Origin of the sequence: Enterococcus sp. AZ062 (assembly GCF_051715065.1) — a bacterium.
In the GTDB taxonomy this organism is placed as follows: Bacteria; Bacillota; Bacilli; order Lactobacillales; family Enterococcaceae; genus Enterococcus_B; species Enterococcus_B mundtii.
In genome coordinates this window covers 929,314-950,111 of the sequence record NZ_JBIOTB010000001.1, presented here as the reverse complement: position 1 = coordinate 950,111, position 20,798 = coordinate 929,314, and the positions used below count along the sequence as shown (strand labels likewise).

Sequence of the window (20,798 nt, the reverse complement as noted above, 5' to 3'; positions counted from 1 at the left end):
TCACACCTTCCAATTATCAACAAACGAACGTAAAGTCATTCGCCAGATTTGACGATTCTTGACAGTCAAAAATTGCTTTGTCATTCTTAATACTAACTGCTTCCGATGTTGCATTAAATGCTGACGGTCGTATTCTTGGTAAAAGATCGACTCAGCAGCCAATATCGACTGATAGCGTGTTACGTTGACTTTTTTATAATCTAATACTGAGAGATCATGAGTCATTATAGTGGGTAAAACTACAATTTCTTTGTTTAATTGTTTGATTTGCCAAAAAAGCCAATGATCTAAAAAATCGAGTGGGAACACGGTATTATAGCCATTGATCTCTCTTAAAAATGCGAGCGAGAATGCCGCACCAGAATTGATTGCCATAATCCGCTGACGTGTGACCACTGGCTCTTCGATCACTTCGAAGTGGCGATTGATATAGTGGTCTGCCCACACCGGAGAGATTTGTTTTGTACCAGAAAATACTAAGGGAACCGCAGCTACTCGTTCTGTTGTCCAAGTGAGTTCGGCTACGGTTTCTAAATAATCAGTACCTAACTGAGTGTCCTGATCTAATGTTATAAGTGTCTGTACCGTATCAGAAATGTGGTCAATTGCATAATTGTAAGCAACCGCTAGGCCTGGATTTTCTGGATCATGATGATAATGGACATTCTTTTCTGAATAAAGCACATCAGCATGTGCAACAGGACTATTATCAAAAATAACTAACTCCACTGTCCCAGCTTGCGTAGCTGTTTTTAAATAATCGTAAGAAGGCGATTGGCTGATTTTTTGGTGATACAATACGATCACTACTGCTATTTCTGGTGTCATTAGAAGAAAGTCCACCCCCACTTATGGAAGAATTTCATCATTGAATTTAAAAAAATTCGAAAAAGCTTGAAATTACGATGTGCTCCTTTTCCATATAGATGGATGACACTGTAACGTGGCGTATAAAGGATTTTTTCGTTTGCTTTTTCAAAACTTAAACAAAGATCATTATCTTCAAAATACATAAAGTAGCGAGTATCAAACCCATTGATTGATTTAAATTTCGCAACATCTACTACCATAAAACTACCAGAAATCATGCGAACATAAGAATCACGATCCTCCGGTAAATCACGACATTCAAAGCGATTCAATCGCCGATCAAACATTTTTTTGACAAATTTGAAAGGAATGAAACGTAGTACATAGTCGAATAGAGCTAAACGCTGTCTAATCAAGTATTGAGTCGTCCCATCTTCATTCAAGATTTTAGGTGCCAACATCGCACATTCAGGATGCGTTTCTAAGAGCGCAACCAGGTCGATCACCGTCTGCTCATCTACTAAAATATCTGGATTAAAAATCACCGCATATTGTGCAGCGCTTTGGAGCAAGGTATGGTTATGACCAAATCCAAAGCCTCGGTTTTCATTATTGAAATAAATATTCACGAACGGATATTTTAAATATTCGCGTAATCGATCTTGGTATTCAGGTGTCGAGTTATTATCAAAAATTTGAAATTCAATTGCCGGTTCTTCACCGATCGTCGCAATGATCGTATCTAATGTCTGGAATATTTTTTTACTATTTGCTGTCACAATGCTAATTAAAATCGGCATTTTTTTATTGTTCTCCATTAAGGTCTTTTCCATTTCTTAAAGTATTTCTGCATCACTTGTGTACGGTATTCTTTATTCCCTAAAAACCGTAATGTTTTTAGAATAAATTGGTATTTTTCATTGATCAATCCGATCAATTCAAATAATAAAATAGCAGCGAATAGCATCACTAAGAACAAAGCGATCGTTCCAAGGCTTCCCGTATAATTCATGATCATTGCAGTAAATGAAAACATCAAAGCAATGGAGTAGATCGTCAAAACAGCTCCTTTATGCGTAAAGCCTAAAGCGAGCAATCGATGATGCAAATGCTTCTTATCAGCCGTAGAAAATGATACTCGATTCGCTTTTCTACGAATGATTGCAAAAAAAGTATCTGTAACAGGTACCCCCATGATGATCAACAAAGAAATCGATGAAACAAACGTAACATTCTTTAATCCTTGTAAAGATAAAACCGCCATCATAAAGCCTAAGAAAAGTGCACCTGTATCTCCTAAATAAATCTTGGCTGGATAAAAATTATAAGGGAAAAATCCGATGATACTTGCGACTAAACAAAAAATAACTATAGGTATATATACTGTTGAGGCATGTAAAAAAAAGTAGCCAATAATACCAATGGTCATCAAGCCAATCAAAGATATCCCTGCTGCTAAGCCATCTAAACCATCAATCAAATTGACTGCATTAGTAATCCCAAAAATCCAAAAAATGGTAACAGGAAAACTAAGCCAACCTAATTGGATATAACCTAAGAATGGTAAGGTAAAAGAATCGATTCTGATATCAGCGATGAAATAGACGATCAAAGCCGCTAATAAAATGCCAATACTTTTTTGCTTAGGTGAAAGTTCATATTTATCATCAAGTAATCCGGTCAACACGATGACGGATGCAGCCAATAATATAGGTAGAATATAAAATTTAGGGATGATATCTTTGAACAAAAACAAACTAGATATCACGAAGGAAACAAAGATAGGTAAGCCACCAGCTGAAGGCATCGGCACTTTGTTTATTCGTCGTTCATTCGGTTTATCGACCATCCCAGTTTGTACTGAAATTATTTTAAAAATGGGGGTCAATATCAAAGACAATAAAATTGTCAAAAAAATCCTTATTACCATACTAAAAGAAACCAGCATACGGGCACCTACTTTATTTAAAGAGTCATTAATAATTATAAAACACTGTCGCTATTTTACAATAAGAACTCGTGTTTCTAATTCTTTTTTTGAGAAAATTTATTTTTTAGTTTACCAAGCCATGTTGATGTGATGCTTCTTCGTTCTTTTATTTCGTTTCCTGTTATGTACTCTTGCACAACAGCATTGATGATTCCACCAAGAATAATGATCGTCGCAGCAAAGTTTAACCAAAGCATCAAAACGATAAAACTTCCGATGATTTGATAACCGCTCACACGCGTTGCAAAATAACGAGCATAAATCCCAAAAACTTGTGACAACAACATCCAACCAGTCGTTGCAAATACAGCACCAGGAATCACTGCTTTAAATTTCAATTGCGCATTTGGTACAATCCAATAAATCATAAACATGATCACAAATAATGCCACCAAAGTAATCGGCCATTTCAATGTTTGGAATTGGTCAATAAAGTTTACAGGTATTTTAAAGATCGGTTGAATCGCCTCTAAAATCATTTGTCCTAATCCAAGTACTAAAGTGACACCACTAATCGCAATCATGAACAAGATGATAACTATTAAGGAAAAGAAACGGACAATGATGAAATTTTCTCTATTTTCAACTCCATACGCTTTATTCATGGCAATCTGTAATGCATTGATACTCTGACTAGCTGACCATAAAGCTGCAATAGCTGACAATGACAACAAACTACCAGAACTTTGTGTCAACAAATTTTTTACCGCCGGTCCAATAAACTGATAGATCGTTTCAGGAATCACTTGGCGAATATAAGTCAAGACAGTTTCTTGATCGATTTGAAGATACGGTAGAATATTTCCAAGCGCAATAATCAATGGAAACAAAGATAAGAGTAAATAATAAGCCACAACTACTGAAGTCGTTCCCATTTCAGAATCAACGATCCTCTTTTGCGTCGTCTCAATAAAACGCATTAAATTCTTATGTTGTTTTATTTTATTCAAAATATTCATAGTAATCTCCTGTTCAAGGTTGTGAAAGAAGCGGTCTACACTGAGTAATAAGGCAGAAAAATCGAAAATGGCTTTTTCATTTTGGATTTTTTTTACTTATTATTGAAGTGTTGCTTCTTGAACACCGTTTATCTAGGTTGTAAAAAAAAGCTAATAACACTGAGGAAAAGGGTGGCAAACCAGAAAATAATAGACATATTTTTCCAATTGCCACCCTACTATCTTAGTTACTAGCTTTCCTACAACTTTTATCCATTATTTGAAGAAGAAAGTCATCTACAACTTTCTCTAGTTAATCAAACAGTTTGAAAACTGTTCACGGAAAGAAGAACTTAATAAGTTCCTTCCTCACCTTGAGAAGTCAAGATTTTTGGACCATCTTTAGTGATAGCCAATGTGTGTTCATATTGGCAAGATAACCCACCATCTCTGGTATACGCTGTCCAACCATTTGGGTCCATTTTCATTTTCCATGTTCCTGTATTGACCATTGGCTCGATCGTAATGACCATACCTTCTTTTAATCTTAGCCCTTTGCCAGGTTCACCATAGTGAGGAATAGTTGGTTCTTCATGGATCGTTGGTCCTACCCCATGTCCAACAAAGTCTCGTACGATTCCTAGATTTTCTCCTTCGACGTACGTTTGGATTGCATGACCAATATCCCCAATACGATTACCAACTTGTGCTTGCTCAATGCCGATATATAGTGCTTTTTTTGTCACTTCCATCAATCGATCAATTTCAGGTGTGGATTCACCGACCACATATGCCCAACAAGAATCAGAGATTCCGCCTTTTAAGTCGATACACATATCTACTTTCACTAAGTCACCACTTTTAAGTGGTTTTTTTCGGGGAAACCCATGACAGATCTCATCATTGATGCTGATACATGTCGCATATTCGTATCCTTCAAATCCAATTTGGGCAGCGACTCCGCCATGACTTTCAATATAATTACGCACAAATACTTCGATATCCCAACTAGTTACTCCTGGTTTAATGAAGTCTCGCAGATTTTTATGGACATCTGCTAATAATGCACCAGACTCTGCCATTGCTTCGATCTCACGTGCTGATTTTAATGTTATCATCTATTCTCGTCTCCTTTTTACAAATCCTTTTTATTTTAACATAGTAGGAAGTATTTAGCCAAATCCCATAGTACCTTTATAAATCTCGCTTCCTTTTTCTCAAACTTTTGGTATAATTGGTAGTTGTTGAAATGCTATTCATTAAAATTTAGGAGGCGCCTTATGGCTTTAGCAAAAATCGTTTATGCAAGTATGACTGGTAACACGGAAGAAATCGCCGATATTGTTGCAGAGGCTCTGGAAAATATGGATATCGATGTTGAAATCAATGAATGCACACAAGTAGATGCAGAAGACTTTCAAGAAGCAGATATTTGCGTAGTTGCTACTTATACATACGATGACGGTGATCTACCGGACGAAATCGTTGATTTCTATGAGGACTTACAAGAACTTGAATTGCCTGGAAAAATCTACGGAGTGTGTGGATCTGGAGATACTTTCTATGATGAGTTTTGTAAGTCAGTGGACGATTTTGATGCTGCCTTTGCAAAAACTGGTGCTGTTAAAGGTGCCGAAAGTGTGAAAGTTGATTTAAACGCTGAGGAAGAAGATATTGAAAATCTTGAAGCGTTCGCAAAATCTCTTGTATCCATGTTATCTTAATCACAAAAAGAAGGATGTGTTTACCACATCCTTCTTTTTGTTTAGAAGCATTACGTTTTGTAAATCAAGGCATTACTATCAAATGGGGTCGATCAATTTTTCAAATAAGCAGATCAGTCTACTTCAATCGGATCTTTTAAGCTTAAAATGGCATTGATGCTGTCTTGGATCATCTTTTCGATTTGTGTATCCGTCGGATGGATGATATTCGATGACATCAAAGCTGCGATACCTGTTGCAATGATCCAAGTCCCATTGTGAAGCGAGACTAGTTTATCATCTGACAAGTCCATGTATTTTGGATCTTCTTTCACTACGTCCATAAAGTAATTATAGGAGAAATTTTGCATCTCTCTTCCGCCGCCATACTCTTCCAAGTAAAGCGAGCTATATAATTTCTTTTCACGATTTGCGAAATGGATGTAATTCAACGCTAGATCGACAATCGTATTGCCGGTATGTTCTACAGGAAAGACTTCGTATTTTAGATAATCGTAGATTTGCTCAAATAGCGCGTGTTTCAAATCATCCATATTTTTAAACTCTAAATAGATTGGTTGAGTAGAACAGTTCATTTTATTTGCAATGTTTCTCGCAGTGAATTTTGAAAATCCTTCATTGGCAGCAACTTCATAGGCGGCTGCCAAAATCTGCTCCTTTGTTATCGTTTTTTTTCTTGCCATAATTTTCTAATCTCCTTGAAATTTTTTATAACGCTTCCACCATTGATTAATACTATTGTACCATTTTTTTTCAATAAGCAAAACTTGTTTTTTTATTTTTTACAAATTTTTCTGTCATTATACTCGGATATCAATGCTTTTTTCTGTTTTCTAATTAAAAACAAATGATTATTTTATCAGATGTTTATTTGTTTCACTTCTAATAAAATGTTATCATACAATGAGGAATTACAAAAAATATGATGAGGAGGAATTTAATTATGTTAGCTGATTTTAATGTTAATTTAAAAAAATACGCCCGTTTAATTGCAGAAACAGGGGTCAATGTATCGAAAGGGCACACAGTAGTCTTACAAATCAATGTAGAGCAAGCGGAATTAGCCCGATTGATCACGAAAGAGGCTTATCAATTAGGCGCAGATGAGGTGATCGTTCAATGGACAGACGATATCATTCAAAAAGAATTCTTGACTCACGCAGCAGATGATCGAATCACTACAGTTCCACAATATAAAATCGATCAAGCAGATGATTGGATTGAAAAAGGTGCGAGCAGAATCAGCGTTGTTTCTTCTGATCCAGACGCATTCGCAGGAGTCGACAATGATCGTGTAGCCACTTATCAATCAGCAGTTGGAAAAGCATTGATGAATCTAAGAAAAGCGACACAATCAAACAAAGTAAGTTGGACAGTTGTCGCAGCTGCTGGGAAACAGTGGGCAGCAAAAGTATTCCCTGATCTACCAGAGGAAGAACAAGTCGACGCATTGTGGGATGAGATTTTCAAAACGACACGCATTTATGAATCTGATCCTGTAATTGCTTGGAAAAATCACGATGAAAAATTAGCGACAAAAGCAGAAGAATTGAACAAGGAACAATTTACAGCTTTACATTATACTGCCCCAGGGACAGATATCGTAATTGGCTTGCCGAAAAATCACTTGTGGGAAGGCGCTGGAAGCTATAATGCTCGTGATGAAAAATTCATGGCAAACATGCCAACAGAAGAAGTCTTCACAGCACCTGATAGTCATCGCGTTGATGGATATATCTCAAGTACGAAACCTTTAAGTTATGCAGGAACGACCATTACTGGAATGAAATTTACTTTTAAAGACGGCAAAGTCGTTGATTTTTCAGCGGAACAAGGACAAGAAGTCTTAGCAAAACTACTAGATACCGATGAAGGTGCACGTCGTTTAGGCGAAGTTGCTCTAGTTCCTGATCCTTCACCGATTTCACAATCTGGTATCATCTTCTATAACACATTATTCGACGAAAATGCTTCAAACCATTTAGCACTTGGTTCAGCCTATGCGTTTAGTGTGCAAGGTGGAACAGAAATGACCGATGAAGAATTGGCAGCTGCAGGCTTGAATCGAAGCCAGACGCACGTGGACTTCATGGTTGGTTCAGATAAAATGGATATTGATGGCATCCGCGAAGATGGCTCACGCGTACCGATCTTCAGAAATGGCGACTGGGCGTAATAATAAAACAAAAAAAGATCTGAGATTCCCAGATCTTTTTTTGTTATTCCACAGATATGCTTATAATAAATCTTCTTTTTTAGTAAACGTAAATTTGCGACTTTCTTTTTCTACAGGTTTTTCTTCTTCGTGTTTGTGGATTGCCTCTTTCGTAATTTCTTCACGTTCTCTTTTTGCTTCATCTAAACGTTCTGCAATTACTTCTTCTTTTGGCTTATCAGACATAATCAAAACCCCCTTTATCACCATCATTCTACCACTCAGGATTCCTTTATTGGAAACGTTTTGCTCTAAAATCAGCTTGCATGTATGCCTTCAAAGCGCTAAAATAATAGTATTGATGCTTGTTCCTGTAGCTCAGTAGGATAGAGCGATCGCCTCCTAAGCGATAGGTCGCTGGTTCGATTCCAGTCAGGAACGTCTTAGAACTTATCACGAGTTTGTGATAGTGATGTTCAGCTCCGAGAAATAAGCCTGCTCCCCAGAAATTGGTTCTTGTATTTTGGGGGGCGGGCTTATTTCTTATGAACACTGTTTATTCAGTTTTAAGAATCATGAGATGCCATAGGTCACAATCCCCTATTATATTTCTGCTCTTTTAAAAAAATAGCAACAAAAGTAAAACTCCATTTTTCAACTTATTACCAAATACATTATGCGAAGTCATTTTATTCGATTATGAGGTAGCATCCATTTTTTGCTATTGGAATAAACTTTATTGATGTTTCCACCTTTTTAAATCTGGGAAAAAGTGATGCATGAATTCACGCGCTTCTTCCTTTGTCTTGCCTTGTTCTTTCAGCATGCCTGATTCACTCATGTGCTTGACACTCTCTTCAATCATTTCATCCATTGTACAATCAGTTAAAAATGCGCCATCTTTGTAGCAGTAAATGCAATATTCTTCACTCTTGCTATTGTTTTTATTTGTCCCTAAAACCTCAACTGAATCAAGTGGCATCCCACAACTTTGACAATATGTCATTTCTTCCATTTCTATGATCCTCCTATCATCTGATTGTCTTCACTCAGAAATAATCATTGAGAATTGGTTGTTGGCTAGGCAGTGCTTGACTAAGTTCAGCCACCAATACGCCTTCTACTTTGATTTTTTCATGGAAATCAAGCGCTTCAACTGTTTGATATCCTAACAATAATTGTGTCATACTTTGAATCGTTCCACTGACCACAGGTAATTCTGTCTGTTGGACTTTCTTCACCTCAAGTACTCCATCGACATAAGAAATATCAAAAAATCCTTCGTTCCATTTTGCATACGGATCTTCCGTCACTTGAATAGAAAAATTGATTGCATGTTGGAATGGATAAGTCTGCATAAATTTCTCAATATCTACGATTCTCCCCATCATATAAGGTGTGATCGTGGTTTTAGCATATGGATTATCCAATAAATAATTTTTGCTATAGCCAGAAAAACCACATGTATACTCAAACGAATCAAATGCGCCACTATGTGAACCAATAAAACGCATCAAGCCTTTCAATGCTTCATGATTTAGATAACCCATTTCGACGACTACAAAAGTAGGGGCGGCTAATTTATAAACGACATATCCTGTAGCATTTCCCTCACGGTCGTAATACAGTGCATAATGATTCTCTTTTCGTTGCTTGAACTTGTAAGAATACCACCATTCTTCTCGTACCAAACCGCCTCGGCTACTCTCCGGCATACTTGTATAAATGGATCGTATGGCATCCACCGATTCCTCAAAGGTTGTCCGTTTCATAAAGCCTGTCGTTTTCTTTACTGCTGGGAAATCACGACTCGCCAGTTCATAGCTGATCCGGTCAAATAATTGTTCATACCCATAGCGACGATAAAAAGGATAAGAAAATGGTGCTAGATAAGACAGCGTGACATTTCTTTCTCGACAGTCTTCAAGGATTTTTTCCATGATACGATTGATACCGCCCTGTCCTCGTGCTTCAGGATAGGAAGCAACGTAGCCGATTCCAGCCATCAAGTAGTTTTTTCCATAGAAATTCACTGAAAAAGGTGTGGCCATTACTTGACTTGTCAAATGGCCCTCTGGATCTAAAAAGCCGTAGTTCCATGAATTCTCAACAATCATTTTAAATCGTTCACGTCGTTCGTCTGTATCTTGTGAATTAAAAGCATAGGTTGCTAAAGTGTACATTTCTTCTAGTGCTTGGTTCCCCAATTCTTTTATAACATTCGTCATACTTCCCCTTCTTCCTTTAAATATCTATACCAATTGTACTATTTTTTTCTTTATAAGAATAGCAGGCGGACCTTCATTCCTTTTCAAAAAGTAGTATGCCATAAAAAAATGATTTAAAAAAATAGCGCTAAAAAGCCAAAATAGAACAAACGATTTTGGTTTTTAGCGCTTCGTTTTTTTGATCCAAACGTTGTTTCCACAACTTATTCTCATTTTGATCATTAGTTATCCTCTTGGAATGACGGTTTGATTTGCAATCCTCTTTTAATAGGATTCTTCAATCATCCCTAGCATCTTTTTAAAACGTCTCTTTTTAAAATACATCAACATCGTCCCTAAGATCATATCATTCATTTTCTGCAACATACCATGTGATTCCATTTGTTCCGTGTAGTGGACTTCACACGATTTTTCATCAATTGGTTTGATTTGATAATGAACGACAAAATCATTTTTAGTCGTTGAGGTACGAAATTTATAAGATTGGTTTTCAATGACTTCCTCAATGATAATGCGTGCACGATTATTTTGAGAGAATTGTTTGACGTATTCAAGATTCTTTAATTGTTTGCGTGTCACTGATTTCCCAGTGGCTTTGCGGACATCGAAAAGAACAGAATCCATCACTTTATCATAGAAAAACGATGCCGGAATATTTAGTGTTTTAATTATTTCCATTAGTTCTTTTTCTCCTTTGCTTCTTCTTTCTTCTTACCTTTTAAAAAGAAGTAAATCCCTAGTCCTGCAAAAAACAATCCAGTGACCATACTATAAATGTCATATTGTTGCGTTCCCGGATTTAAACTATATAGTATGATCAGTGAACCAATACTACACAAAAACAATCCATTTTTTATCATTTGAACCACCCTTATCTTGTTTCTTAGACTGCTGCTGCTTGGAAATATAATACTGTGCCCCATGGTTGGGCTTTGATCAATTCTTTTGCTGTTTTGGCAGCTGCTTCTTTATCTTCTGCACTTGTTTCAAAGAATAATTTGATTCCTTGTTTTTCTTTGAAAGTAAAGGTTACACCTTCTTCATTGTATCCTTCTAACAACTCTTTGATTGCATCTTGTTGCATAGCACTAGCGATTGAAATCATTTATTTTCCTCTTTTCTTTTTTTATTGATTACTTTTAGTTTTACTCGAATGAAGCGAGGGCTAGGGATTTGACGGATCGTCATCGCCCATAGCCCCTACTTCGACTGATTATTTCGGTTCACCTGCTGCTGGGTCCATTTTATTTGCTGACATCACAAATGGTGCCCAAATCAGGAAGGTCACGACCATACATACTAATGTAACGATCGGTGCCCGCCAGTCTGCTCCTGTTGCAAGGAACGACAGCAAGAACGGTGGAACGACCCACGTTACTTGTTGAGATACCGGTGCGACTAATCCTAGATAAGTTGCCACCCAACCAATCGTTGTCGCAACAACTGGTGCCACTAAGAATGGAATAAACATGATTGCATTCAAGACGATTGGTAAACCAAACATGACTGGTTCATTGATATTGAAGATACCAGGTCCAATCGATAGTTTTGCTACAGTCAAGTAGTCAGCACGTTTTGATAATAGTAAGATAGCAATCAATAGAACGATTGTTCCACCTGAACCACCAAACCATGCAAACGCATCAAATGAGCCACGTACCCACATGTACGCTTTACCATCTTCAATCGCATCTAATACTGCAGGTGTTCCTGTTTTACCATTGTAACCCTTTTGGAAGATATCGATGTTGATCAATTGTGCTTGACCCCAAATACCTTCTAATACTGGTGCTAATACGTTCGGACCATGGATACCAAAGAACCAGAAAATCTGAACGAAGATCGTAACGATCAATACAGCACCAAGACCTTGTGATAAGCCCAAGAAAGGTTCTGCAATATATTTTTGTACTAAATCAATGATCAGTTGACCATCTGCCACACGTCCAACAACATAATTAATGATAGCGATGACATATAATGAAATCGTTGCTGGTAGGATTGCTGCAAATGCTTTAGAAACTGCCGGTGGTACTGAGTCAGGCATTTTGATCGTGATATTAGCAAGCATCAATTTACAGAAAATGATAACAGAGATCGCGCCCATGATCATTACTGTGAAGTAGGCATTACCATTTAAATGATCAAGCTTCAACCATCCCCATAAACCAACTGATAGAGTGCCGTCAGCAATCGTTGCCCCGATTTCCGATCCATTGATCGCATCTGCCACATTTTGTGGAACATTGACATTCAATGCAGCTGATAATGACGGGCCAAAAGCGATTCCTTGGATCAGTGTTGCTAAACCAACGATCCCTCCTGCTAAGTCATTTACGCCATAAGCACGGGCTAAATTATATCCCCATGAAAAGGCAAAAATCAGTCCTGCAATTGCTAGTGTACCATTCCAGACGAACCCATTGATGCCGATGATCACATTCAATACGGCAAAAAAACCTTTGTCTGCTGCTAAGCTGTCAGCATACGTACTAATAAATTGCTGTGGTAAATCACGAATAATTGCATTGATCATTACAGCTACTGATCCAGCCATTGTTGCAGGCATCGTACCGATAAAAGCGTCACGCAATGCCACTAAGTGCTTTTGCGCGCCGATTTTGCCGGCAACTGGAAGGATGTATTTTTCCATCCAACTTGTTAATCCATTCATTATTACTTCCTCCTATAAGTTTTTATATAAAGAATGACTCTTTATATCAAATTAAAAAAATCCGTTCAAAAATTTTTTTCTTCTTCCGTTCAAAAAAGAAGTGTTTTAGTTATTCAACGTAAGTTCTACGATATAAATCAATGATTTCTTTTGCAAGGTCTGTAAATGCGATCGATGTCATCAAGTGATCTTGACTATGCACAGTCAACAGCGTTACTTGCATATGATTTCCTTGTGCTTCTTGCGTGAGCATTTGAGTTTGTGAATGATGTGCTTCTACCAGAGAGGCTTCAGCATCGCGGATTTTTTGCTCCGCTAAATCAAAATCTCCTTTTTTTGCCGCAGAAATCGCTTCCATTGCATCGCTTTTTGCATTTCCACCATACATGATCAATCCCATGATGGCTTCTAGATTTTGTTGATCTTCCACTATTCTACCTCCAGCTTCACGTTTGATTATTTCATTAATTTTTCAGCTTGCTCAAGTACTTTTGCACCGTTCATCATGCCATAATCTTGCATGTTGATAACATCCAATGGAATTCCTTTTGGCGCTAATTTTTGTTCAAATTGTGCTTTCATAAAGCGAACTTGTGGACCTAATAATAGAACATCTACATTTTTTGATTCAAGGTTATTGTCAGCATCTGAAGCTGAAACCGCAAAGATATCTGCTTCCATTCCTTTTTCTTCTGCTGCTTTTTGCATTTTTGTTACTAATAAACTTGTACTCATTCCTGCAGAACATACTAACATGATTGTTTTTTTCTCCATTTTTTCCACTCCTTTAAATTTGGTTTTACACTATAACTATAATGCAAGAAGCATGCCAAACACTAAACAATTAAAATAGCGTTTTCATAACACTAATCAAGCAAACACAGTGTACACACTAATCGTTAGTGTGTACACTGTGTAATTTCAATCATTTTTTTATTTTATTTTCTATAAACATTTGTGTGATAAAAGCAATCTCATGTTCCGGGATTTTCACACCATATTTACGTTCGATCCCGATCAAATTCGTTCGAACAATATCCATTTCTAAGCGATACATTTTTGCAAAAATCGGGAAATCATCAAATGTACGTAATTTTTCATGTTTGATCAGACCATCAATCAAAAAAGCAACATGGATCACGATACCCGTATCCACACCTGGTTCAACAATGATCGATAAGTCTGTTTGGATTTGTTGGATCGCTTTTTGCAAAGCTTGGATCAAACGCTCAACAGATGATATCGCATTCAATGAGTCTTTTAATGAATCAACAATTTTTGCTGTCGGAACTTCGTCATCTGCGATGCGTTTCAATGTATTGAGTTTTTCATCATCGAATACGTCATAGGCAGAAAAGAATGGGATATTTTGATAATCTACCTCAACAGTTCCGGCAATCGCCTTGATCTCATATTCTTCCAATAACGCATCAATGTGGCGTTTAAATGATTCACGTTCCAAAAACTGCATTTGGATCACTTCAACTTTATCCTGATTGATAACGGGTACGATTCGTTGATACAGTTTTGCGGCCACTCCTTCTCCAGTAAAACAAGTTACGATCACTGCTTTTTTCCGTTCGTTCAATTCCTGCTTTTCGATTTTAAATTGATCTTTGACAATCGATTCAAAAGACATTTGGATACTTTGGTAGATATCTTCTAAGCTTCTACCAACATTTGCCATCCGGATTGCTTCGATGACGATCATGGTACTGGTCATCGTGATTGCTTTTGTACGTATCCCCGTCTCTTCATAGATCAAATCGCTGAATGTATTCAGTGAACCCATATCAGTCAGTAGAATCAAGCCATTTGTTAAATTGCTTTGACGATTTTTTACATATTTCAATACTTCTTCATACATGGATTGAACTTCCATCTCTAATGGCATATTGAACGCTTGACCGATCGTTGTTCCGAGTAAAGCTTGTGCCATCTCCAACATACTTGAAGCAGTTTGTCGCCCGTGCATCAAGACTAACACGTCGACTTTATTTTCTTTGACTGGCTCACTTTCTCCGAGATTGATCGATAAAAACATACTGATAAAACCAATTTCATCAAATGGGATCTCTACTTGTTGATCTTCTTCAATGATCGTAGATAAATCGATCGCAACTTGAAATTCTTTTTTGAACTTCTTTCGTATATTATTCAAGTCAGGATGAACGATCATGTGACCATCTTTGACACGATCTAATGTACTTTGCAAATGTAAGGCAAACGCAAAGCGTGCTTTTTGGTTATAGATTCGATCTAATCGTTTCTCAGCGACATCATATAGCTCATTTGTCAAACGCCAGATGTCTTCTGGAAGTAAATCTTTAGGAATCGTACTTTTCGTCAATTCTTTGACGTACGTTTGAAAATAGGCATCGACATCTTTCGAGATCAACGCTTCAAGATCAATATTTTCGCCACCCGATTCAGAAAGCGACATCACCTTTTCTTCAATGTCATTGTACACTTGCATGTTTCTTTCTGGGTCCCTAGACCAAACCACATCAGCGAATCCTGGCTCAAACGTCAAATATTGACTCTTACTATCCATGAAGCGATCTAATCGTTCAGGGACTTCTTTGATTCGTAATAATCCTTTTTGGACTTGCAGGGATAACTCTTCTTTTCGAATGACTAATTTTTCTTCTTGGTGCATACGATAATGAAGGAATGACTTCGCACAGACTAATTTCAGGTCACGTTTTACTTGCCCGATATTTCCCTCTGCGTCGTATAGCATAAAAGCTAAAATCGCTTCTTTTTCAATATCGATCCGTTGATTCAAGCGATTGGCTTCTTGCTTGATAAACAAGGAAATGATTTCATACCGCTCATCTAATGACCGAGAGGCCAGATTCGGCAAAGTGATTGCCATCGGTATCCTGCGGTTAAATGTCGTCAAAAAACTTTCAGATGATTCTGTCGTTGCTCCGATGATCTGAACAGACGCCTCATGGACTTGTGCGCTCTCCCCTAATGGGCGATAAACCCCTTTGTCGATAAACGTGAAGAGCATCTCTTGCCCTTCTGGAGGTAAGCGATGGATCTCATCTAAAAATAAGATCCCCCCATCTGCTTTAGCCATCAAACCTTGGCTATCTTGTGTTGCACCTGTATAGGCACCTTTTTTTATTCCGAAGATATGCCCAAACAACAACTGTGGGTTTTGCGCATAATCCGCACAATTAAATGAAATAAAGGGGGCATCTGGAGAAAGCATTTCCGAATCGATTGCAAAATGGTACATACATTCAGCAAACATCGATTTTCCAGTTCCTGTCTCCCCAAAAATAATCGTATGCAATCCTCTTGGCGGATATAAAATCGCTGCTTTTGCCTGTTGGATACTTACTTTTAATGATTCATTCTCCCCTACTAAGGTTTCAAAAGTGACTTGTGTAGAAGCGTCCACATGAACTTTATCTGAAGCTGTTTTTTTGGGAGGCATAGAATAAACTACAGGTCTGCCAGTGCTTTTCACGATGTAATGCGCTTTATATAAATCACTTAGATAACGGCTTGCATTACTACGATCAATCTCTAATTGCTTCGCAACATCTGTTGCTGTCAATCCTTTATGATTTTCCGTAAGTAAATCCAAGATTTCTTCCTGTCTTTCGTTCATGCTAACTCTCCTTTAACCAAACGACCTGTTTCCATTTTCAATATAATAACACAAAAAGGCGCTTATTTGCGCCTTGCTCCTTTATTTTTATCTTTTTTATGCTTGTTTTTGTGTTTTGTTTTCGGAGAAGAAGCAACTTTTTTTGTTACTGTTTCACTTGCTTCTTTTTTTCCTAATTCTTTCTTTTTTTGGAGCATTTTTATTGGGGCTTTTTCAGGGGCTTCTGTCTGTAAGCCTCCCCCATAAATAAATAATTCAGTGAGTTCTGTTTCTGTTTGTCGAGCAATTTTTTTTAAGTCTCTTAGTGTATGTTCATTCACAAAGGTGATGACTTGTCCTTGTTGCCCCATTCGACCAGTTCTACCTGCACGATGCAAATATGTTTCTTCTGTCATTGGAACGTCGACATTAACAACATAAGGAAGTTCAGCGATATCTAGCCCACGAGCAGCTACATCCGTTGATAACAACATGCTGATTTTGCCTTCTTTGAATTGAGTCAATGCCGCTTTGCGTAATAGCTTGTTTTGGTCAGATGCTAAACTCGCCACGCGGATTCCTCGATAACTCATTTTTTCTTCCATCATGCCTAACTCACTCAACTGGTTGAAAAAAACAAGACCTTGGAAACCTTCCACATGCGCTAATCGTCTTAGATAGTCCTCTGTTTTTCGAGCAGGAACACGGATAAAATAGTGACTAAGTCCTTTCCTTGAATCATCCATTTTAGTAACGTCGACCACTTTCAGCGATTGTTTTGTCAATGATTCGATTTGCTGGATGGAACGATCGGCTGTTGCTGAAAAGAAAGCTAATTGGTAGTCGGTTGGCGCTTGATGAATGATTTGATCAATAAATGGTCGATTTCCTTCATCAAAAAGTTGATCTGCCTCGTCAAATACGATTGTTTGGATTTGATGAGCCTTTATTTTTTTTTGTTTCATCAACTCTAATACACGACCTGGTGTGCCTACCAATACTTCCGGTTTCTTTTTTAGTCCTTCGATTTGGCGTTTGACATTTGCGCCGCCCACAACAGATTGGACAGAGATTGCTAAATCTTTTGCCCATTCACGGGTGACCTCAGCAACTTGGATCGCCAATTCTTGCGAAGAAGCAAGGATCAATAGGGTACTTGCCTCTCCTTTTTTCACATTCAATAGTAACGGCCATAGATAAGCTAAGGTCTTACCTGAACCGGTTGGAGAAACAGCAATTAAGCTTTTACCTTCTTTTAAGTCAGTGAATACTTCTTGTTGGATAAACGATGGGACAGTGAACCCTTTTTCTTCCCATTTGTTTTGCCAATTAGTTGGAAAATGTTTTACAAAATCAGTCATTACTCAGTTCCCTCTTTATCTGCATCGAATTCGATCCCACCACTGATTCGCAAATCATAAACGACTTGATTCACGTTTCGTGCAAGTTCGACCCATTCTTCATACTGTAATCCCCATTGTGGATCTTTAGGGTTCATGATCACATTCGCAAAATCTTCTGCCTCTTCACTCATTGGATTTTCAGAAGCTACGATCTCTAATTTTTCAATTTGTTCGTGGTTACGATCATGGTACTCTGCTTGCTCAATTGCATTGACGCCATTCATGATCACTGTTCCACTATCAAAATAAATCTCGGAAGGTAGATATGAATCACCAATTTTGCCCGGTTGGATTGCTACATCAAAAGTAGCATAGCGCAAGATCCCCCAACCTAATCCATCAACACCTGTAGCTATTTTTCTAGGGAAATAATGGACTTCTTGCGGCTTGCCAAACCAACCTACAGCTGCGTAGACAAGGTAAACGCCGAGATCCATCATTGCTCCACCTGAAAAACGCGGAGAGAAAATATTCGGTTCTTCCCCATCTAATACTTGATCATAACGAGAAGAATATTTCATATAGCTGAAATTTGCGCCAATGATCTCATCTTTCAAAGGTAAAAATTCTGCAATTTTTTTAAACCCAGCTTCATGGATATTTCGCGCGGCTTCAAAGAAAAAGACTTTCTCTTGGTTTGCCAAATGAATGATCTCTTCCATTTCTTTTGGTGTACTAAATGCCGGTTTTTCTACAATCACATTTTTTCCTGCCAAAATTGCTTGCTTCGCATGCTGAAAATGCAAACTATTTGGCGAAGCAATATAGACCGTATCCATGTGTTCTAACTCAAAAAAAACAGTTAAATCTGTTGCGAATGCGATATCGCCTTCATATTCTGCGCCAAATTGTTGCGCTTTTTCTAAATGTCTTGAATAAACAGCTGTTAGTTCATACTTACGTGTCGCTAATGCTGCTTGAACAAATTGATGGGTAATCCAATTTGTACCGATTATACCTAAATGGATCATCTTTACGCCTTCTTTCTATAAATTAGGATCTTCAAAAACTGTATTTAGGTCAAATGGGGTTGCTTGTTTCAATACCACTTGTTTTTCTGTTACTTGACAATTATATACGATTACTTGAACACCTGCTTGTTGAGCAAAACGAAAAGCAGCAGCTAATTCTGGTTGCATCTGTTCATGGATCGTTGCTCGATGCAAGTGTTCAAATTGTGCAATAAAAAGAATATAGGTCTCATAGCCTTCTTGATGCGCGCGGATCAATTCATTGACGTGTTTAAGTCCACGAATGGTCGGTGCATCGGGAAAAGCACCTATTGCTTTGTTTTCCAGGGTCATCCCTTTGACCTCTACAAATGCTTTTTGACCGCAACTTGTTTCTAAATAAATATCGAATTTAGACTTTCCAAAGGTCACTTCACGTTTGTAGAACTCAATATCACCATTTAAATTTGGTAAGTGGATCGTCCCATCTAAAATTCCATCAATCGCTAATCGGTTTGGTAACTGACTATCGATATTGAACCACTGCTGCTCTTTTTTTACAGCAATTAGATCATAGGCAGTTTTACGTTTTGTTCCAGGAATGTGTACTAACGCCACCTCTGCACCAGGAAGCAACAACTCTTTGCCTCTACCTGTATTCTTAACATGAGTTTTGACTACTTCTCCTTTTTTGTTCAAACAAAAAGCAATAAAGCGATTTGGTCGTTCAATGAAGTAAGCAATTTCAACATCTTGGTAGTCCAATAGTCATCACCTTTCTCCCTACTACTGTATCCTACCATATTTTTACTAAAAACACTTGAAAAACCAGTCGAAAGTCTTAGAGAAATCATGCACTTTCTTTAGTAAACTATAAGAAAAGGAACAATAAGCAAAATATGCTTTTATCATAAATAAAGACAAAGGAGTGGAAAAAAATGAAAAAAAGAATCATCTATATCCTACTTGCCGGTATCGCAACACTTGCTGGAAAAAAAGTACTCGATCATAAAAAGAAAGAAGCACAGGTCGATCATTTGAATAAATACTGTGGAACTTGGTCATTTACGGATACCAGCCAAACACACCATGAACTGACCATCCATTCTGATTATTCGTTTTGGCTTGATGACCGTTCTTTAGGAACACTATTAGTCGAAGTTACCTCCGAAAAATTGATAGTTAGAGATCAGTACGGTTTTTACCTAACGTTTTCTTACAACGACATGTTACTGTACGATGAAGCAAATGATTCCGCTTATTTATTATCTAAAAAATCATGATTATCCTAGCTTAGTAGATGATACACTGCCAATCACTTCATTAACGTACTTCTTTTTTATAAAAACGAGACAAAGGGTTTAGAAAATTGCTGTTTTCTAAACCCTTTGTCCCGTTTTACAAGTTTCATCCATGCAATTTCCTCTAGGTCACAACGATCGAACAAATTATGCTATGATAAGAGCAAAGTACTTTTCAATTAGCGGCTATTTGATCACTATACATCTCAAACAACTACTTAGAAAGATGGACAAACGATGGCATACGAAAAATAAAAAAACCGACATTTCCGTCCTATTTTTTTCTCATAAAATAGTCAATTTGTGTTTTTTTTGTTACACTTACAAGTGATGGTTTCTTACCATGAAAGGATGATCGCATATGACACCAAACCGAGAAGATTATTTAAAAATCATTCTGGAATTAGGCGGTGACACAACAAAAGTCAACAATAAACAAATCGTTTCTAGCCTAGCAGTGTCACCTGCTTCAGTAAGCGAAATGATTTCTAAACTCGTTAAAGAAAAACTAGTCGAACACTCTCCTTACCAAGGTGTACAATTGACTGATAGCGGACTGATAAAAGCAAGTAGCCTGATACGTAAACATCGATTATGGGAAGTTTTTTTAGTCGAACATTTAGATTACAACTGGAATGAGGTTCATGACGATGCTGAGGTCCTTGAGCATGTGACTTCTGAACAGCTTGCGGATCATTTAGAAAGTTATTTAAATCATCCTAAACATTGCCCACATGGAGGCATTATTCCTAAAAAGGAACAGGTTGTCCATGAAGAGCGTCGTCAAACACTGGAATCCTACCCAGTCGGTACCAAAATCCGGATTGCTCGTGTCCTTGATGAAAAGGAATTATTAGACTATTTAGTCACAATCGATGTCAATATTGATGAAACTTATGAAATTACTGATGTAGCGGCCTATGAAGGACCAATCACCATCCAAAATAAAACTAAAAAAATTCCTGTCAGCTTTAAAGCCGCCAGCACAATTTTTGTTGATAAACTGTAAAGGAGATTA

Annotated in this window: 23 protein-coding genes and 1 tRNA gene; 5 read left to right on the top strand and 19 right to left on the bottom strand. The window is 37.5% G+C overall.

All coding sequences use genetic code 11. The features are described from left to right. The 5 genes from IGJ00_RS04485 to map form a co-directional block, all read right to left on the bottom strand. Nucleotides 1-828, bottom strand: coding sequence for a glycosyltransferase (locus tag IGJ00_RS04485; protein WP_142432955.1), 828 nt, complete (start codon nt 826-828; stop codon nt 1-3). Then, on the bottom strand, nt 828-1,628 hold the full coding sequence (locus IGJ00_RS04480; protein ID WP_142432954.1) for a glycosyltransferase: 801 nt from the start codon (nt 1,626-1,628) through the stop codon (nt 828-830). Before IGJ00_RS04480 ends, IGJ00_RS04485 begins: the two co-directional genes overlap by 1 nt. Next, nucleotides 1,628-2,758: an MraY family glycosyltransferase gene (locus IGJ00_RS04475; protein WP_071865949.1), complete on the bottom strand. Its 1,131-nt coding sequence runs from the start codon at nt 2,756-2,758 to the stop codon at nt 1,628-1,630. The genes IGJ00_RS04480 and IGJ00_RS04475 overlap by 1 nt, the downstream gene beginning before the upstream one ends. Nucleotides 2,759-2,835: 77 nt before the next feature. Beyond that, the gene (locus tag IGJ00_RS04470) at nt 2,836-3,759 is read right to left on the bottom strand and encodes a YihY/virulence factor BrkB family protein (protein WP_010735950.1); all 924 of its coding nucleotides are present in this window, start codon (nt 3,757-3,759) and stop codon (nt 2,836-2,838) included. Nucleotides 3,760-4,091: 332 nt separating this feature from the next. After that, a complete protein-coding gene (map, locus tag IGJ00_RS04465; RefSeq protein WP_071865948.1) occupies nt 4,092-4,856 on the bottom strand; it encodes a type I methionyl aminopeptidase in 765 nt (254 codons plus the stop codon). 162 nt (nt 4,857-5,018) lie between these two features. On the opposite strand from map, the gene IGJ00_RS04460 reads away from it, so the two are divergent. After that, nucleotides 5,019-5,462 carry a flavodoxin gene (locus IGJ00_RS04460; protein WP_010735952.1) on the top strand — a complete coding sequence of 148 codons (444 nt, stop codon included), beginning with the start codon at nt 5,019-5,021 and terminating at the stop codon, nt 5,460-5,462. 113 nt (nt 5,463-5,575) lie between these two features. Here IGJ00_RS04460 and IGJ00_RS04455 read toward each other — a convergent pair whose 3' ends face one another. Next, nucleotides 5,576-6,145 (bottom strand): TetR/AcrR family transcriptional regulator, encoded by a 570-nt coding sequence (locus tag IGJ00_RS04455; protein WP_010735953.1) that lies wholly within the window; start codon nt 6,143-6,145, stop codon nt 5,576-5,578. A gap of 260 nt (nt 6,146-6,405) precedes the next feature. Here IGJ00_RS04455 and IGJ00_RS04450 point away from each other — a divergent pair, with 260 nt between their 5' ends. Further along, on the top strand, nt 6,406-7,638 hold the full coding sequence (locus IGJ00_RS04450) for an aminopeptidase (protein ID WP_071865947.1): 1,233 nt from the start codon (nt 6,406-6,408) through the stop codon (nt 7,636-7,638). A gap of 60 nt (nt 7,639-7,698) precedes the next feature. On the opposite strand, the gene IGJ00_RS04445 is transcribed toward IGJ00_RS04450, so the two are convergent. Further along, nucleotides 7,699-7,863, bottom strand: a complete 165-nt coding sequence (locus IGJ00_RS04445) for a hypothetical protein (RefSeq protein WP_169823209.1) — start codon at nt 7,861-7,863, stop codon at nt 7,699-7,701. Between the two features lie 121 nt (nt 7,864-7,984). On the opposite strand from IGJ00_RS04445, the gene IGJ00_RS04440 reads away from it, so the two are divergent. Continuing rightward, nucleotides 7,985-8,058 (top strand) — tRNA-Arg (locus IGJ00_RS04440). 295 nt (nt 8,059-8,353) lie between these two features. Here IGJ00_RS04440 and IGJ00_RS04435 read toward each other — a convergent pair. From IGJ00_RS04435 to sfsA, 12 genes are all read right to left on the bottom strand, one after another. Beyond that, nucleotides 8,354-8,632, bottom strand: a complete 279-nt coding sequence (locus IGJ00_RS04435) for a zinc ribbon domain-containing protein (protein WP_071865946.1) — start codon at nt 8,630-8,632, stop codon at nt 8,354-8,356. A 34-nt stretch (nt 8,633-8,666) separates the two neighbouring features. Continuing rightward, nucleotides 8,667-9,845 carry a GNAT family N-acetyltransferase gene (locus IGJ00_RS04430; RefSeq protein ID WP_071865945.1) on the bottom strand — a complete coding sequence of 393 codons (1,179 nt, stop codon included), beginning with the start codon at nt 9,843-9,845 and terminating at the stop codon, nt 8,667-8,669. A 264-nt stretch (nt 9,846-10,109) separates the two neighbouring features. Continuing rightward, nucleotides 10,110-10,523 (bottom strand): DUF3284 domain-containing protein, encoded by a 414-nt coding sequence (locus IGJ00_RS04425; protein ID WP_438844148.1) that lies wholly within the window; start codon nt 10,521-10,523, stop codon nt 10,110-10,112. Next, entirely contained in the window at nt 10,523-10,705 is a 183-nt protein-coding gene (locus IGJ00_RS04420) for a DUF3188 domain-containing protein (RefSeq protein ID WP_010735959.1), read from the bottom strand. The genes IGJ00_RS04425 and IGJ00_RS04420 overlap by 1 nt, the downstream gene beginning before the upstream one ends. A 23-nt stretch (nt 10,706-10,728) precedes the next feature. Next, the gene (locus IGJ00_RS04415) at nt 10,729-10,950 is read right to left on the bottom strand and encodes a hypothetical protein (protein WP_019722908.1); all 222 of its coding nucleotides are present in this window, start codon (nt 10,948-10,950) and stop codon (nt 10,729-10,731) included. 108 nt (nt 10,951-11,058) lie between these two features. Further along, nucleotides 11,059-12,519 (bottom strand): PTS sugar transporter subunit IIC, encoded by a 1,461-nt coding sequence (locus IGJ00_RS04410; RefSeq protein WP_074799787.1) that lies wholly within the window; start codon nt 12,517-12,519, stop codon nt 11,059-11,061. A 109-nt stretch (nt 12,520-12,628) separates the two neighbouring features. Beyond that, nucleotides 12,629-12,949 carry a PTS lactose/cellobiose transporter subunit IIA gene (locus tag IGJ00_RS04405; protein WP_010735962.1) on the bottom strand — a complete coding sequence of 107 codons (321 nt, stop codon included), beginning with the start codon at nt 12,947-12,949 and terminating at the stop codon, nt 12,629-12,631. 26 nt (nt 12,950-12,975) lie between these two features. Next, entirely contained in the window at nt 12,976-13,293 is a 318-nt protein-coding gene (locus IGJ00_RS04400) for a PTS sugar transporter subunit IIB (protein WP_010735963.1), read from the bottom strand. Nucleotides 13,294-13,444: 151 nt separating this feature from the next. Then, complete coding sequence (locus tag IGJ00_RS04395) at nt 13,445-16,147, bottom strand: sigma 54-interacting transcriptional regulator (protein WP_071865943.1); 2,703 nt, start codon at nt 16,145-16,147, stop codon at nt 13,445-13,447. A 62-nt stretch (nt 16,148-16,209) separates the two neighbouring features. Then, on the bottom strand, nt 16,210-17,487 hold the full coding sequence (locus IGJ00_RS04390; RefSeq protein WP_438844147.1) for a DEAD/DEAH box helicase: 1,278 nt from the start codon (nt 17,485-17,487) through the stop codon (nt 16,210-16,212). Then, the gene (locus tag IGJ00_RS04385; protein WP_010735966.1) at nt 17,487-18,500 is read right to left on the bottom strand and encodes a Gfo/Idh/MocA family protein; all 1,014 of its coding nucleotides are present in this window, start codon (nt 18,498-18,500) and stop codon (nt 17,487-17,489) included. Before IGJ00_RS04385 ends, IGJ00_RS04390 begins: the two co-directional genes overlap by 1 nt. A 15-nt stretch (nt 18,501-18,515) precedes the next feature. Continuing rightward, complete coding sequence (sfsA, locus tag IGJ00_RS04380; protein WP_438844146.1) at nt 18,516-19,244, bottom strand: DNA/RNA nuclease SfsA; 729 nt, start codon at nt 19,242-19,244, stop codon at nt 18,516-18,518. A 173-nt stretch (nt 19,245-19,417) separates the two neighbouring features. Here sfsA and IGJ00_RS04375 point away from each other — a divergent pair, with 173 nt between their 5' ends. Together IGJ00_RS04375 and IGJ00_RS04370 are read left to right on the top strand one after the other, a co-directional pair. Further along, nucleotides 19,418-19,762, top strand: a complete 345-nt coding sequence (locus IGJ00_RS04375; protein ID WP_010735968.1) for a DUF4828 domain-containing protein — start codon at nt 19,418-19,420, stop codon at nt 19,760-19,762. Between the two features lie 379 nt (nt 19,763-20,141). Next, nucleotides 20,142-20,789, top strand: coding sequence for a metal-dependent transcriptional regulator (locus tag IGJ00_RS04370; RefSeq protein ID WP_010735969.1), 648 nt, complete (start codon nt 20,142-20,144; stop codon nt 20,787-20,789). Nucleotides 20,790-20,798 lie beyond the last annotated feature (9 nt).

Excerpts from the sequence above, each read along its gene's own strand:
- IGJ00_RS04400 (WP_010735963.1), bottom strand. The coding sequence starts at position 13,293 with ATGGAGAAAAAAACAATCATGTTAGTATGTTCTGCAGGAATGAGTACA.
- IGJ00_RS04395 (WP_071865943.1), bottom strand. The coding sequence starts at position 16,147 with ATGAACGAAAGACAGGAAGAAATCTTGGATTTACTTACGGAAAATCAT.
- IGJ00_RS04445 (WP_169823209.1), bottom strand. The coding sequence starts at position 7,863 with ATGTCTGATAAGCCAAAAGAAGAAGTAATTGCAGAACGTTTAGATGAA.
- IGJ00_RS04455 (WP_010735953.1), bottom strand. The coding sequence starts at position 6,145 with ATGGCAAGAAAAAAAACGATAACAAAGGAGCAGATTTTGGCAGCCGCC.
- IGJ00_RS04420 (WP_010735959.1), bottom strand. The coding sequence starts at position 10,705 with ATGATAAAAAATGGATTGTTTTTGTGTAGTATTGGTTCACTGATCATA.
- IGJ00_RS04390 (WP_438844147.1), bottom strand. The coding sequence starts at position 17,487 with ATGACTGATTTTGTAAAACATTTTCCAACTAATTGGCAAAACAAATGG.
- IGJ00_RS04425 (WP_438844148.1), bottom strand. The coding sequence starts at position 10,523 with ATGGAAATAATTAAAACACTAAATATTCCGGCATCGTTTTTCTATGAT.
- IGJ00_RS04450 (WP_071865947.1), top strand. The coding sequence starts at position 6,406 with ATGTTAGCTGATTTTAATGTTAATTTAAAAAAATACGCCCGTTTAATT.
- IGJ00_RS04460 (WP_010735952.1), top strand. The coding sequence starts at position 5,019 with ATGGCTTTAGCAAAAATCGTTTATGCAAGTATGACTGGTAACACGGAA.
- IGJ00_RS04475 (WP_071865949.1), bottom strand. The coding sequence starts at position 2,758 with ATGCTGGTTTCTTTTAGTATGGTAATAAGGATTTTTTTGACAATTTTA.
- IGJ00_RS04470 (WP_010735950.1), bottom strand. The coding sequence starts at position 3,759 with ATGAATATTTTGAATAAAATAAAACAACATAAGAATTTAATGCGTTTT.
- IGJ00_RS04480 (WP_142432954.1), bottom strand. The coding sequence starts at position 1,628 with ATGGAGAACAATAAAAAAATGCCGATTTTAATTAGCATTGTGACAGCA.
- map (WP_071865948.1), bottom strand. The coding sequence starts at position 4,856 with ATGATAACATTAAAATCAGCACGTGAGATCGAAGCAATGGCAGAGTCT.
- IGJ00_RS04375 (WP_010735968.1), top strand. The coding sequence starts at position 19,418 with ATGAAAAAAAGAATCATCTATATCCTACTTGCCGGTATCGCAACACTT.
- IGJ00_RS04435 (WP_071865946.1), bottom strand. The coding sequence starts at position 8,632 with ATGGAAGAAATGACATATTGTCAAAGTTGTGGGATGCCACTTGATTCA.
- IGJ00_RS04415 (WP_019722908.1), bottom strand. The coding sequence starts at position 10,950 with ATGATTTCAATCGCTAGTGCTATGCAACAAGATGCAATCAAAGAGTTG.
- IGJ00_RS04370 (WP_010735969.1), top strand. The coding sequence starts at position 20,142 with ATGACACCAAACCGAGAAGATTATTTAAAAATCATTCTGGAATTAGGC.
- IGJ00_RS04385 (WP_010735966.1), bottom strand. The coding sequence starts at position 18,500 with ATGATCCATTTAGGTATAATCGGTACAAATTGGATTACCCATCAATTT.
- IGJ00_RS04485 (WP_142432955.1), bottom strand. The coding sequence starts at position 828 with ATGACACCAGAAATAGCAGTAGTGATCGTATTGTATCACCAAAAAATC.
- IGJ00_RS04430 (WP_071865945.1), bottom strand. The coding sequence starts at position 9,845 with ATGACGAATGTTATAAAAGAATTGGGGAACCAAGCACTAGAAGAAATG.
- IGJ00_RS04410 (WP_074799787.1), bottom strand. The coding sequence starts at position 12,519 with ATGAATGGATTAACAAGTTGGATGGAAAAATACATCCTTCCAGTTGCC.